This window comes from Gordonibacter sp. Marseille-P4307, assembly GCF_900604965.1.
Lineage (GTDB): Bacteria > Actinomycetota > Coriobacteriia > Coriobacteriales > Eggerthellaceae > Berryella.
Genome location: NZ_UWPD01000001.1, coordinates 121,037 through 133,772 on the forward strand (window position 1 = coordinate 121,037; position 12,736 = coordinate 133,772).

11 protein-coding genes, 2 tRNA genes and 1 other RNA gene are annotated in these 12,736 nt (G+C 61.9%); 6 read left to right on the plus strand and 8 right to left on the minus strand.

The window, feature by feature from the left end; genetic code table 11:
* Nucleotides 1-20 precede the first annotated feature (20 nt).
* Complete coding sequence (gene rlmD, locus EIH26_RS00555) at nt 21-1,340, minus strand: 23S rRNA (uracil(1939)-C(5))-methyltransferase RlmD (RefSeq protein WP_124060280.1); 1,320 nt, start codon at nt 1,338-1,340, stop codon at nt 21-23.
* Between the two features lie 68 nt (nt 1,341-1,408).
* Here rlmD and EIH26_RS00560 point away from each other — a divergent pair.
* Nucleotides 1,409-1,484: transfer RNA gene (locus EIH26_RS00560), tRNA-Arg, on the plus strand.
* A gap of 36 nt (nt 1,485-1,520) precedes the next feature.
* The gene (locus EIH26_RS00565) at nt 1,521-2,825 is read left to right on the plus strand and encodes an MFS transporter (protein ID WP_241152708.1); all 1,305 of its coding nucleotides are present in this window, start codon (nt 1,521-1,523) and stop codon (nt 2,823-2,825) included.
* A gap of 140 nt (nt 2,826-2,965) precedes the next feature.
* On the opposite strand, the gene EIH26_RS00570 is transcribed toward EIH26_RS00565, so the two are convergent.
* A tRNA-Glu gene (locus EIH26_RS00570) sits at nt 2,966-3,040 on the minus strand.
* A 129-nt stretch (nt 3,041-3,169) separates the two neighbouring features.
* Here EIH26_RS00570 and EIH26_RS00575 point away from each other — a divergent pair.
* From EIH26_RS00575 to EIH26_RS00590, 4 genes are all read left to right on the plus strand, one after another.
* Entirely contained in the window at nt 3,170-4,498 is a 1,329-nt protein-coding gene (locus EIH26_RS00575; RefSeq protein WP_124060282.1) for a glycosyltransferase, read from the plus strand.
* A gap of 18 nt (nt 4,499-4,516) precedes the next feature.
* Nucleotides 4,517-5,989, plus strand: a complete 1,473-nt coding sequence (locus EIH26_RS00580; protein WP_124060283.1) for a DEAD/DEAH box helicase — start codon at nt 4,517-4,519, stop codon at nt 5,987-5,989.
* A gap of 76 nt (nt 5,990-6,065) precedes the next feature.
* The gene (locus tag EIH26_RS00585; RefSeq protein WP_124060284.1) at nt 6,066-6,935 is read left to right on the plus strand and encodes an EamA family transporter; all 870 of its coding nucleotides are present in this window, start codon (nt 6,066-6,068) and stop codon (nt 6,933-6,935) included.
* A gap of 166 nt (nt 6,936-7,101) precedes the next feature.
* On the plus strand, nt 7,102-7,440 hold the full coding sequence (locus EIH26_RS00590; RefSeq protein WP_124060285.1) for a NifB/NifX family molybdenum-iron cluster-binding protein: 339 nt from the start codon (nt 7,102-7,104) through the stop codon (nt 7,438-7,440).
* Here the strand turns inward: EIH26_RS00590 and recR are convergent.
* The 6 genes from recR to nrfD all read right to left on the minus strand — a co-directional run bounded on the left by recR (nt 7,437) and on the right by nrfD (nt 12,732).
* Nucleotides 7,437-8,033: a recombination mediator RecR gene (gene recR / locus EIH26_RS00595; protein WP_124060286.1), complete on the minus strand. Its 597-nt coding sequence runs from the start codon at nt 8,031-8,033 to the stop codon at nt 7,437-7,439. The genes EIH26_RS00590 and recR overlap by 4 nt on opposite strands.
* A 3-nt stretch (nt 8,034-8,036) precedes the next feature.
* Nucleotides 8,037-8,345, minus strand: coding sequence for a YbaB/EbfC family nucleoid-associated protein (locus EIH26_RS00600; protein ID WP_124060287.1), 309 nt, complete (start codon nt 8,343-8,345; stop codon nt 8,037-8,039).
* Between the two features lie 90 nt (nt 8,346-8,435).
* On the minus strand, nt 8,436-10,514 hold the full coding sequence (dnaX, locus tag EIH26_RS00605) for a DNA polymerase III subunit gamma/tau (protein WP_124060288.1): 2,079 nt from the start codon (nt 10,512-10,514) through the stop codon (nt 8,436-8,438).
* Between the two features lie 68 nt (nt 10,515-10,582).
* Nucleotides 10,583-11,239, minus strand: coding sequence for a VTT domain-containing protein (locus tag EIH26_RS00610; protein WP_124060289.1), 657 nt, complete (start codon nt 11,237-11,239; stop codon nt 10,583-10,585).
* A gap of 53 nt (nt 11,240-11,292) precedes the next feature.
* Nucleotides 11,293-11,388, minus strand: an RNA gene (gene ffs / locus EIH26_RS00615) — signal recognition particle sRNA small type.
* A 195-nt stretch (nt 11,389-11,583) separates the two neighbouring features.
* A complete protein-coding gene (gene nrfD, locus EIH26_RS00620) occupies nt 11,584-12,732 on the minus strand; it encodes an NrfD/PsrC family molybdoenzyme membrane anchor subunit (protein ID WP_124060290.1) in 1,149 nt (382 codons plus the stop codon).
* Nucleotides 12,733-12,736 lie beyond the last annotated feature (4 nt).

Consider the following 12,736-nt stretch of genomic DNA (forward strand, 5'->3'; position numbering starts at 1 on the left):
TGCGCGCTGCGAGCCCGCGCCTAGCGAACCCGTGAGAGGATGGAAACAACCTCCACATGGAAGGTCTGCGGGAACATGTCGACCGGCTGCACGCGCTCCAACTCGTATCCCACCTGGGAAAATCTTTCGATATCGCGCGCCCACGTGGCAGGATCGCAACTCACGTACGCCACTTTGCGGGGACGCGCGACGGCGATATCGGACGGAACGCTTGCGGCAAGTCCGGCGCGAGGCGGATCGACCACCAGCGCGTCCAGCTCGCCCAGATCCGCAAGCTCGCGGGCGGCATCGCCGCCCACAACGTCGATCTGAACGCCGTTCAAATCAGCGTTGAACCGCAGGTCACGAACGGATGATCCGGCCGATTCGACCGCAACCACATCGGCTCCGGCCGCTGCAATCGGAATGGAGAAGGTTCCTCCCCCGGCATAGAGATCGGCGATGTATTTGCCGGCAACACCACCGAGTCCTTCTATCACCTGCTCCACCAGACGACCCGCTTGCGCGGTATTCACCTGGAAAAACGACGGGGCCTGCGTCGAGAAGCAGAAATCGCCCACGCGTTCGCGCCAGAAACCGCGCCCGGAAAGCGTCTCGACCCCCTTGATGCGGCGCGCGGCGCCTTCGTCGGCCATAACGCGCACGATGCTGGCGGCTTTGCATGCATCGCCCACGGTTTTGGCGAACAGAGCGCGCGGAAACGGACCCGGTCTGGTCCACGCCGCCACTTCCAACTCGCCGGTAGCCATGCTGTGGCGCACCCCGACGCGATAGATCCCCAGATCCCGATTGCCCAGAACGAAGCGCATCGCGCCGCGCAGCGCCTTGGGAACCTTTTGGATCTTCGTATGGGCAAGCATGGTTTGCTCGACGGGAAGAAGCTCGTCGGTGCCCTCGCGCATATAACCCAGATTGAAGACGCCCCTATCATCGATGCGGGCGCTCATCTCGATCTTGTTGCGATACGCCCATTCGCGCTTGCAGCGCATCGTGGGCGCCACCAGATCTTCGACTTTCTCGGGAGCAAGATGCGCGGTGCGAACCAGCTGGGACACCACGTTGTCGCGTTTCGCCTTCAACTGGGCTTTGTACGAAAGATGCTGCCAGGGAGCGGCCCCCGAAAGCTGATCGTACAAACTGGCGGGCTCGACGCGGCAGGGCGAGGGCTCCACCACCTCGATCAGCCTTGCGCGCGCAAACGACCCCCTGTCCTCGACTACCTCGACCGCGGCCGTATCGCCCGGAGCGACCAGCGGGCAGAACACCGCCTTGCCGTCGTCCAAGCGACCCACCGCATCGACTCCGTATGACATGCGCGTAAACGCCACCGTTTGTTGCATAAAAGCCCTAATTCCTTCAACTTTGCAAATGGTCTATCCGTAGTAGCGTAGTATACTTGCTTTCGCGTGCCCTCGTAGCTCAGGGGATAGAGCGTCTGCCTCCGGAGCAGAAAGCCACAGGTTCGAATCCTGCCGAGGGCACCATCTTTTCATCATTGCCGCAGATGTATTGGAACGTCCTTGGCAGGATCGCACGAACAGCTCCCACCCACCGAATCTTCGCACGACGAGCTGAAAAGCGCCTCGGGGCGGCCGCTGTCCCCCCGCTGGCCGAGCCTCGTGGCAACCATCTGGATCGGACAGGCCTTCTCCATCATCACAAGCGGTGCAGCCGGATGGGCTATCATCTGGCACGTTACGCAAACAACCCAAAGCGCGCTCGCCCTTTCGCTTATCATGGTATGCGCCCTGCTTCCCCAAGGCGTGCTGTCCCCGCTTGGCGGAATGCTGGCCGACCGCTTCAACCGCAAGGCGCTCATCATAGCCGGCGACTTCGGCTCGGGATTCACCTCGCTCGCACTTGCGGTCGCTCTCGTGACGGGAGAATCGTCGCTGCTCCTCATCTGCGTTTTCGGCGCGATCCGCAGCGCGTTTTCCGCCGTGCACGGGCCCGCGATGATGGCCGCCATGCCCATGCTCGTACCCGAGCGCCACCTGCTGCGCATCAACACGCTGGACCAGGTACTCTCCAGCCTTGCGAACGTGTGCGCTCCGGCCATCGGCATCGGACTGTACGCCGCATTCGGGTTGCCGTTCGCGCTCGCACTGGAATTTGCGGGCGCTGTCGCGGCCGTCGCAGCCATGCTGCTGGTGAAGATCCCCACCGTAAAGTCCGAGGAGGGCTCCTCGGTTCTGGGGCAGATGGCCGAAGGATGGCGGGCGCTGGCGGCCACGCGCGGACTGGCCATGCTGCTGGGCGGCCTGACCGTGGGCATTATGGCGTTCTCATCGATCTCTGCGGTATATCCGCTCATGAGCACTCAGTACTTCGGAGCCGACGGGTCCATGGTCTCCATCGCCGAAGCGATATCGGGAACCTGCATGCTTGTGGGCGCCGGCATCATCATGGCCTGGGGCGGCGGGCGTCGTCTCGCCCTCTTGCTGTGCGTGTCGTCTGTTCTCGTTGCAGCGCCCACCATCGCGGCCGGCCTGCTTCCCCCCGACGCCTTCTGGGTCTACGTGGCGCTCATGGGCGCGGCCTCGGTGTTCATGTCGTGGTTTAACGGACCGGTTATGACGCTTATCCAAAAAAACGTACCCGAAAAGAAAACCGGGCGCGCCCTCGGATTCCTGTACGCGGCTATCGGCATCGCGGCACCCGCAGGCGTCGCGGTGGGGGGCATGCTTGCCGAGCGCATCGGCATCGCCCCCTTCTTCGTGGCTTCCGGAGCGCTGTTCCTGTTCATCGGTCTCATAGGCTACGCTTTTCGCGACATACGCGCGCTTGATCGCCTCGATGGCGATCCGCTGTCAAAGGAACCGTAGGGACCCGCGCACGATCGTCTATCGGCACGCACCCGATTCTCTAAGATGCGCCGGCGTCCGGTGATGCAAGTGCCGGATAGGGTGCAAACTGCGAAGCAAAAACAAAAAGCGCCCGGAAATACCCGAGCGCTTCGTTTTCGTGGTGCCCCCAACGAGAGTCGAACTCGTCTCTCAGCCTTGAAAGGGCCGCGTCCTAACCGATAGACTATGGGGACAGAGCCTACTCTAAGAGCAGCCCGAACATTATTGCAGAGACAACCTTCGGTTGCAAGAAGAAAATTGCCCTCCTCGCTGAGCGAAAACAAAAAGCGACCCGAAAATGAAACATCGGCTAGAATGAAGACATGACGAACCTCAAGCCCGCCGCACGCGCTAAAAACGCGGCTTTCGCCCCCCTTGACGGCCCCTCGGCCGCAACTTGCACGTCCCAACATGAAAAACCGCTGGTAATGGTCGTGCATGCCTCGGTGGGATCGGGTCACAAGAGCGCGGCGAAATCGGTTGCACAGGCGCTCGAGCTTTTGCGCGATGAAGGATTCGATCTGGCCCCGCGCGATCTCGAGGTCGAAGTGGTCGACATCCTCGACTGGGGTCGCCACAGATTCGACGGCGATCGAGCCGCCTCCTACTTCGTCGGGGCAACCCGCCCCATCTACGACCTGGTCTGGCGCTACACCTTCACCGGACGTGTCCTATGGGGCGGCGGGACCATCTGGTCGCACATCATGTACGCCCCGTTCACCCGCTACATAGCCGAGCGAAGGCCCCGCGCCGTCGTAGCGACGCACATCACGGCGGCGAACTCCGCCATCGCCGCGCGCATGCTTACCAAACAGGATTTCCCCGTGATCGGCGTCCCCACCGATTACGAAACGGAAGGCCTGTGGCCGCACAAGAGCTCGGATCTGTTCTGCGTAGCCACCCAGTCGATGGCCGAAACGCTGCGCGCGCGCAAAGTGGAAGACGACCGCATCAAGATCACGGGCATCCCCACGCGCGAGGATTTCCGGAAACCCTACGACCGGGAGGAAACCCGTCGAAAGCTAGGGCTTCCCTTAGACAAGACCGTCGTGCTGGTTTTGGCGGGCGCTCAGCTTCCCACTCCGTACCTGCGCTTCCGCGAAGCTTTGGACGAGGTTGTCCCGTATCTCCACACGCTTTCCAACCTGCACCTGGTATTCATCGCGGGCAGCGATGCCGAATACGAAAAGCACCTGCACGCCATGAAGCGCGACTACGAGCTGGATAACATGACCGTCTTCGGATATGTGGACGGCATGGCCGCGCTTATGAACGCCAGCAATCTGGTAGTATGCAAGTCCGGCGGTCTCACGGTGACCGAATGCCTGTGCGCCGAAGTTCCCATGATCCTCGTGGGCCGCGCCTACGGCCAGGAAAAGATCAACGTCGAGATGCTCACCTCGGCAAGCGCGGCCATGCACGTCACCACGCCGCGCGAGCTTGTGGACGCTCTGCGCTACATCATGAGAAACCCCCACGGAATTGACGCGATGCTGGTGAACGCCCATTTCATACGCAGGCCGAACGCCGCACGCGACATTGCCGCCGCCGCTTTGAAGCTCGCACGGGTCTCGCGCGATCCTTCGGATCCTCTGAGGAAGAAGCATTTCGCCCGGTTCTACATCGGGCATCGACCCGCGCACGTTCGCTAACGCGAGAGGAAACACAACTTGAAATCGTTCTCAGAACTGGGCCTTTCGGCCGAAACACTCGCTGCCGTCGAGGATATGGGCTACACCGAGCCCACGCCCGTCCAGCAGCAGGCGATTCCCCTGATCCTGGAGGGCCGCGACGTGATAGCCGCAGCCAAGACGGGAACCGGGAAAACCGGCGGATTCTCGCTGCCTGCGCTCGATCGGCTGGGGCATGCCAAAAAAGGCTCCGGTCCCCTGATGCTGGTGATCACGCCCACCCGCGAGCTTGCCCAGCAGATCGGAGAGGTGTGCGAAGCCATCGTCCGGCACACCCGCCACCGCACCGCCATCGTAGTAGGCGGCCTGTCCTACGCCCCTCAGATCGAGCGCATCAAAAGCGGATGCGATGTGCTCATCGCCACGCCTGGGCGCCTGATCGACCTTTTGGATCAACGAGCGGTCAGCCTGAAGGGCGTAGAGACGCTGGTTCTCGACGAAGCCGACCGAATGCTGGACATGGGTTTTCTCCCCGCTGTGAAGAAAATCGTGGCCGCTACGCCCAAAAACAGGCAAACGCTGTTGTTCTCCGCGACCATCGACCGCTCGATCATGTCCACGGTGAACACGATGCTGCACGACCCCGCTCTCGTCGAGATCGCCCATAAGGGAGATGTGGCCGACACCATCGACCAGTTCATCATCCGCACCCCTCAAACCGTCAAACCCTCCCTGGTGAAGGCCGTGCTGGAAGAGAAGGGCGCCGAGCGCGTCATCATTTTCGCCCGCACCCGCTCGCGCGCCGATTCGACGGCGCGACGCCTCAAGCGAGCCGGATACAGCGTAGAGGCCATCCACTCCGACCGCAGCCAAAACCAGCGCAAACGAGCGCTCGATCGATTTTCGTCGGGCGAAGTGAATATCCTTACCGCCACCGACGTGCTCGCCCGCGGCATCGACGTCACCGAAGTGGACTACGTCATCAACTACGATTTGCCCACGCAACCCGAAGACTACGTGCATCGCATCGGACGCACGGGACGGGCGGGTGCGGCCGGGTTCTCCATCTCGTTTGTCACCCCCGAAACCGAAGATGCCCTGAAGGACATCCAGAAACTCATCAAGCAGGACATCCCCGAAATGAAGCTGGCCTCGTTTGATTTCTCCGCAGCCGAAGCGGATGCCGCGGCCAAGCAGATGGAGTTCCAGGCGAAACGCGACCCCGAAATCGCGGCGGCCAAAAAGGAGCTGAGAGCCAAGACCCAGCGCAAAGCGCACAAACGCGAAGCCGAAGCTGCAACCACAGCGATAAAGAGGCACAACGGCAGAAAGAAGGGATCCTCCGGCTCCCGTCCGACGTCGAGCGCTCTTGATAAACGCAGCCAAAGCCGCACGAAAAACCGCGGAGGCAACCAGAGCGCTCCGACAAGGGGGCGCTCTGGTTCAGGGGGCGATTTCCGTCCCGGTCGCGCCCATCGAGCCGATCTCGAGCGCAAGCGCTCGCGATCGTAGCGCAGGGAAGCTCACGGGGCCTCGGTTCGGATTTCGATCGATGCGGGGCTCGAACCGATCGAAAGAGGCGAACGGTATGGGTTGGATTGCGGCATCATGCGCCTCGGCGCTGTTCGCGGGTCTGGTTTCGATCCTATCGAAGCTGGGTGTGCGAACCACCGATCCCGACGTCGCCACTGCGGTAAGGACCAGCGTCGTCGCGGTGGCGGCGTGGTGCATCGCCGCCTTGTCCGGCTCGCTTCCCTCGATTCCCGACATCTCTCCAGCAACCTGGCTGTTTCTGGCCCTATCGGGCCTTGCGACGGGCGGCTCGTGGATATGCTATTTCAAGGCGCTGTCCCAGGGAGACGTTAACAAGGTGGCGCCCATCGACAAAAGCAGCGCGGCGCTTGCCGCGCTTTTGGCCATCGTTCTGTTCGGCGAGACCAGTCACCTGGGCTTGAAGCTCGTTTGCATAACCGCGATCCTTATCGGCACGTTGCTTATGATCAAAAGGACAGACATCGGGGAACGCCTCGGAACAGCATCGTGGCCCGTCTACGCGGTTCTCGCCGCCCTATTCGCCGCACTCACCTCTATCTTGGGCAAAATCGGTATCGATGGAATCGACTCGAATCTGGGAACCGCCGTACGGACCTGCGTGGTGCTGGCTGTGGCCTGGACGATCGTCGCATGGAAGGGAAAGTCTCCCCAAATTGCCCTCATCAACAGAAGCGAACTGGGATTTCTCGCCCTATCGGGGCTTGCCACCGCAGGATCGTGGCTATGCTACTACTACGCCATACAAACGGGCGTGGTCAGCACCGTAGTGCAGATCGACAAGCTGTCCGTGCTGGTATCGGTTCTGTTCGCCTCCATCGTGCTCAAAGAGCGCCTCGCGAAGCGAGCCGGGTTCGGGTTGGCCCTCATGGTGCTGGGAACTGCGGCGATGACCGCCTGCTCGTAACGAGTCGCTGCCCGACCCTCGTTTTCCAATCGCATGCGCCTGAAGGCGCTTCTTTCCTCTACGCCCTGTCGTTCACGGAATTTACCCATCCGCTCGGCGAGGGATTGCGGCAGCCGGACGACGAAAGGTTATCGTGGTTGTCGGCCAGTCGAGAAGAAGGAGCGCCATGGTCGTCGCGGTAGCATGCAACGGGCTTCACATTCCCGCCCTTTTCGCACATGCAACCGATCTCACATTCTATCGAGTGGATCGCGGCGTCGTCGTGGGCAGCCGCACCATCCCTCTGGCAGAATTTCCCAGCCACCAGCGCAGCGATCTGGTTCAGTCACTAGGCGCACAAGCGCTTGTATGCAGAAGCATCGACGGCGCCGTACGCGCCTCCCTCGAAAAGAACGGGGTCGAGGTGTTCTTCGCGCAGTCCGACGATCCCGCATCTGCGGTGAGGGAGTACCTGCACGGCACGTTTTTCGCATCGGACGGATTCCAGGAAATCGCCCCCGCCTAAAGCTCGCGGCGCGCCTCAATCGCGCGACCCAGCGTCACCTCGTCGGCAAATTCCAAATCGCCCCCCACCGGCAAGCCGCTGGCAAGCCGGGTGACCCTCACTCCCAGCGATTTGATCTGGCGTGAAAGATAGGCCGCCGTCATCTCGCCTTCGACGTTGGGGTTCGTGGCGATGATGACTTCCCGGATGGACGGATCAGACAGGCGCCGGAGCAGCTCGGCAATATGCAGGTCGTCGGGACCCACACCGTCCATGGGGGAAAGCTCGCCGCCCAAAACATGGTAGACCCCCTTGAACACCGCCGTGCGCTCGATGGACGGGATGTCGCGCGGTTCGGACACCACGCAGATCCAGGTATGATCGCGCTCGCGCGAACGGCAAATCTCGCACAGATCGTCTTCGGCGTAGTTAAAACACCGAGAACAGAACCGCACCGTATCTTTGACCTCGGTGATAGCATCCGCAAGGCGCACGACCGTGTCACGATCGGTATTCAGCATCCAATACGCGATGCGCTGAGCCGATTTCGGGCCGATTCCAGGCAGGCGCTCAAGTTCGTCAAGCAGTTTTTGAAGCGCGGGGGCGATAAACATCGACTACCTCAGACCGGGAATGTTCATGCCACCGGTAACAGCCGACAGGCGCTGCTCGGACTGGGTTGCGATTCCGCGCAGAGCCTCGTTCACAGCCGCAAGCACCATATCCTGCAGCATTTCGGCATCGGCCATCTGCACCGCATCGGGATGGATCGTGACGCTCTCGAGCGTGTTGTCGCCCTTGGCGGTAGCCTCGACCATACCGCCGCCCGCCGAAGCGGAGAAGCGCATGTCTTTGATCTCGTCCTGAGCGCGCGAAAGCTCCAGCTGCATCATCTGGGCCTGCTTCATCATTTTCTTCATGTCCATAGCGGTTTCCTTTCGTTGGTTGGTCTAAGGCATCCGACCCCGAAACGGCGGCCCGAAGCCTGATTTCTGCAAGACGGAGAAGGCCGAAGGCTAATTGAGCTCCGTAAACGACACCGAGCCCCCGAACGCGCCGCGCATCATGCGCTCGACATGCGAGATGTCGTTCGCATCGCCGCCCGGTGCGGGTGCGGGTGCGGGTGCGGGTGCGGGTGCGGGTGCGGGTGCGGGTGACCCAGGATACTCGTCCTGCTCCCCGAAATACGCGACGTCGTCGTAGGGAACGGGTTCGTAAGCGGGTGCCTCGCGTGCGGGCGGAACGGGCGGCTGCGAGGGCTGCGGCACCGGTGATCCGTTCGCGGCAGCGCCCGCCCGAACGGCAGGGGCGTCACAGGCGGAAACGGCCTCGCGCGCCTCCCGAACCCGTGCGACGGCCGAACTCGCTGCGGCCCTCGCGGCCGCAGCCGTGGTAGCCGTCGATTGAACCGGGGCGCCCTCGGAAGCGGAAGCGCCCATGGACGCCGCTGCCCCTCCCGCCTGAACAAAGCCGTAAGGAACGAACCCGCCCGCATTCTTGGCAAACGACACGTCAACGGCTTCCCGCACTTCGGGCTTCTGAACCGCTCCATATGCAAAACCCGCCTCGGCTCCGAATTGGATCAGCACCATGTCCCGATCCGAATCGAACGTCGCCTTGGTATTCATGAACAGCACCCCGTAGGCCGCCTTCTGCTTTTTCACGTCGGACAGAACGCTTTGCCATAGGCGCTGGAGCGAAGCGGGATTCGCCAAAACCGAACGCGTCTGCTGGGAGAGCGGGCCGCACTCGGCGGTAGGGGTGGAAGGCTCAGACGCCGGTGCGGATTCGCGCGCCCGTGCGGTCCGTTCGGACTGCACGGGCGAGGATACCACCTCGGGCGCGGCCGACCTCTGCGGGCGATCCTCCGTCCGAGGCCGAGACGTCGAAACGGTCCCTACGGTGTCGGACGCGACCGACGAGCCGGCCGGCGACGCCACGTGAGCCACGGCGGAATAGCCGGATTCAAGGGCCTCGATGCGCTCGGCGAGCGATGCCACGGTCAGATCGGAATCGGGACGCACCATGCGCGTGAGGGCGATCTCAAACGACAGGCGCGGATTCGACGACGTCTTCAGCTCGACTGTCAAATCTCCCAGCACGCCCATGAGGCGGGCCAGGCGATCGGAGCCAAACGCCGCCAGCTCGCGAACAAGCTCGCCGCGCTCGGAGTCGGTGATATCCAGATCGACGTCGGAACCCGCGAGAGACATGATGTACATGTTCCTCACACGCTCCGACATATCGCGCGTGAACTGCGCAAGATCGGCACCCGTCTCCACATATTGGGCGACCCAGCGGAAACACGCGGCAACGTCGCGAACCCCGACCGCCGCCATCAGCTCGACCATCTCGCTCGAGTCGATGGAGCCCAGCAGGCGCTCGGCTCCAGACAGCGTCACATCGCCGTTTTCAAACGCAATGATCTGCTCGAGCGAGGTGAGCGCGTTGCGCAGGCCCCCTTCCGCCCGACGGGCGATCAACTCGAGCGCCTCTCCTTCGAACCGAACGCCCTCGGCCGTGCACACCGCACCCAGCCTCGACACGATGGATTCGGGTGCGATGCGACGGAAATCGAAACGCTGGCAGCGCGAATGGATGGTTTCGGGAACCTTCTGCGGATCGGTGGTGCACAAGATGAACACGACGTGCGACGGAGGCTCTTCAAGCGTCTTCAGCAACGCGTTGAACGCCGCGGTCGAAAGCATGTGGACCTCGTCCACGATGTAGACCTTGTACCCGCCGCGCGTCGGGGCGAACTGAACGCGGCTGATGATCTCCTCGCGAACGTTCTCGACGCCGGTGCGGCTTGCGGCGTCCAGTTCGTACACGTCCGGATGAGCGCCTTCGGAGATCAGCTTGCATTCGGGGCAGGTTCCGTCGGGATCGGGCGTAGGGCCCGACTCGCACAGCAGCGCCTTGGCAACCAGCCGCGCCGTGGTGGTCTTGCCCGTGCCGCGCGGGCCGGTGAACAGGTAGGCATGACTTACTTTCCCCTGCTCGATAGCATTTTTGATGGTTCGCTCGATATGCTCTTGGCCCACGACGTCGGAAAAGACCTGCGGGCGGTACTTTCGGTACAGCGACTCAGCCATTGCTCCCTGCTCTTTCTGGCCCGGTAAGGACGGTTCGTTCCATCGAGCATAATACCGCTAACCCAAGCTTACCTGCCTGAGCGGGCAGCGATAAGCCCTTTCACAGCGCCCACGATAGCGGGCAGCACCGAAACGCCTACGATAAGGAGCACGATTATCTCGAAATGATCCTGGACGAACGGAAGGCCCCCGAAGAAGTAACCCAGCAACACGAACGAGAACACCCAGGCAATGCCGCCCACGGCGTTGTAGAACGTGAATCTCAAGAAATTCATGTGCCCGGTTCCGGCAACGAACGGGGCAAACGTGCGGAAAAACGGCATGAAACGCGTGATGACGATGGTAAGCCCCCCGTAGCGCTCGAAGAACCGATCGAGCTTGGCGATACGCTCGGGCGTGAAAGCCTTCACCCTACCCGAATCGATGATGCGCGTACCGAAAAAGCGCGCGATCCAGTAGTTCGACGTGTTGCCCAGAATAGCCGCCGAGGCGAACACCGCAAGCGTCGCCGCAAGGTTCAGTCCTCCCCCGTCGACCGAGAACACACCGGCTGCAAACAGGAGGGAGTCGCCGGGAAGAAACGGAAAGAACACCAGACCCGTCTCTACGAACACGATAACGAACAGGGGCGTGTACACAAGAACGGGACCCAATGCGACGATCCAGGCCGCAATAGCGGCGCGCGGATCGTTGATGAGCCCGACGAGAGCGGAAAGCAGATCCATCCGTCGCCTTTCGACTTCGAGCCGGCCTCCGAGGGCCTGTAAAGCAAAAAGTATCCCGAATAGGCGGGGACGCTCGTCAGCGGTCCCTTATGGCTGCTTCCTCCCGGACCTGACCAGGTTCGGAACTTGGCGCCGTCCCAGCCCATTCGAGATACTAGGTTAATCCGACCCGCCCAGTATACCCGACGGGGCGGGTCGCTCTCATGCGAACCGCCCCGCTTTATGACTTAATCACATACCGCACCGAAGCGGGCGAAAGAGCGGTTGCCCGCGGCAAGCCCAAATCGCATGACGAGGGAGCCGGCGCAGATGTGCCGCCCCCTCGTCATGCGCGAACCGTTTCCCTATCGAACGAAGCGGTTCACCAGCACGATGTAAGCCGCCGCAACAAGCGCGATCACCCCGGCCACGATGGCGATCTCCACAAACGTCGGGGCGTACGTTCCAACCAGCCCCCACACGTCGCGACCGCCGGAAAGCGCCGCGTGCTGCGTACCCAGCGAGATGCCGGGAGCACCTTGCACATTAGGAGTGATGAATGCCGTGAACAGAAGCCAGATGCGCTTGCAGAACACACCCAGCACCACCAGGACGCAAGCCAGCACGACACGCTTCTTGCTCCGTCGGTTCTTCGAAAACACCAGGACGAGGAAGGGAACCAGCAAGCCACACACGATCTCGAACCAGAAGAATGGAGAGGTCGCGCCCCCGGCCATATGGGACAGCGCATGCGCGTGCGCTCCACCGGGATACGCCATGGTCAAAAGCTCGCAGCCAATGAAAAACGCATCGACCGCGATAAAGACGGCCAGCAACCCGGCCAAACTCGCAAGCAGCTCCGCGCCCGTCTCGAACACCCCGAAGCGCTCGAGAACCACAAGCGTAATGAGAAGCAACGCCAATCCCGAATCGCAAGCCGAGGCCACGAAGATGGGAGCCATGATGGCCGTGTACCAGGTCTTGGCGATCTGCAGGCCGAAGATCCATGCGGTCACCGAATGAACGAGGATGGCCGTGGGAAGCGCCACGCGGGACAGAACCGCCACCGCCCTGTGATTGCCCCGCACCAAAAAGACCAGGTCGAGAATGTTGATGGTAAGGTACAGCGTGATCACGCACACATCCCATAGAAGAGGGGACGAGAAGTTCGGTCCCGTGGCGATCCGCCACACCCGCGCGATGCCGCCCAAGTCGATGAGAACGAACATGCCCGCTGCACAGATGCACACCATCGAGCAGATAACGGCGGGAACGGCGACGCGTTCGTACTTCTCGATGTTGAACACGCTTGCCGAAGAGGCGACGATCAGGCCGCCGGCGGAAAGCCCGACAAAGAACATGAACATCGCAATATAGAGACCCCACGAGGTCGCATTCGACATACCCGTCGCACCGAGACCCATCACCTGCTGGTATACCCACGCGCCAACACCGACAGCGGCGATGGTCGCCAACACGCCCAGAGCGCCTTTCGTTTTAGTAGACAATTCCATCAGT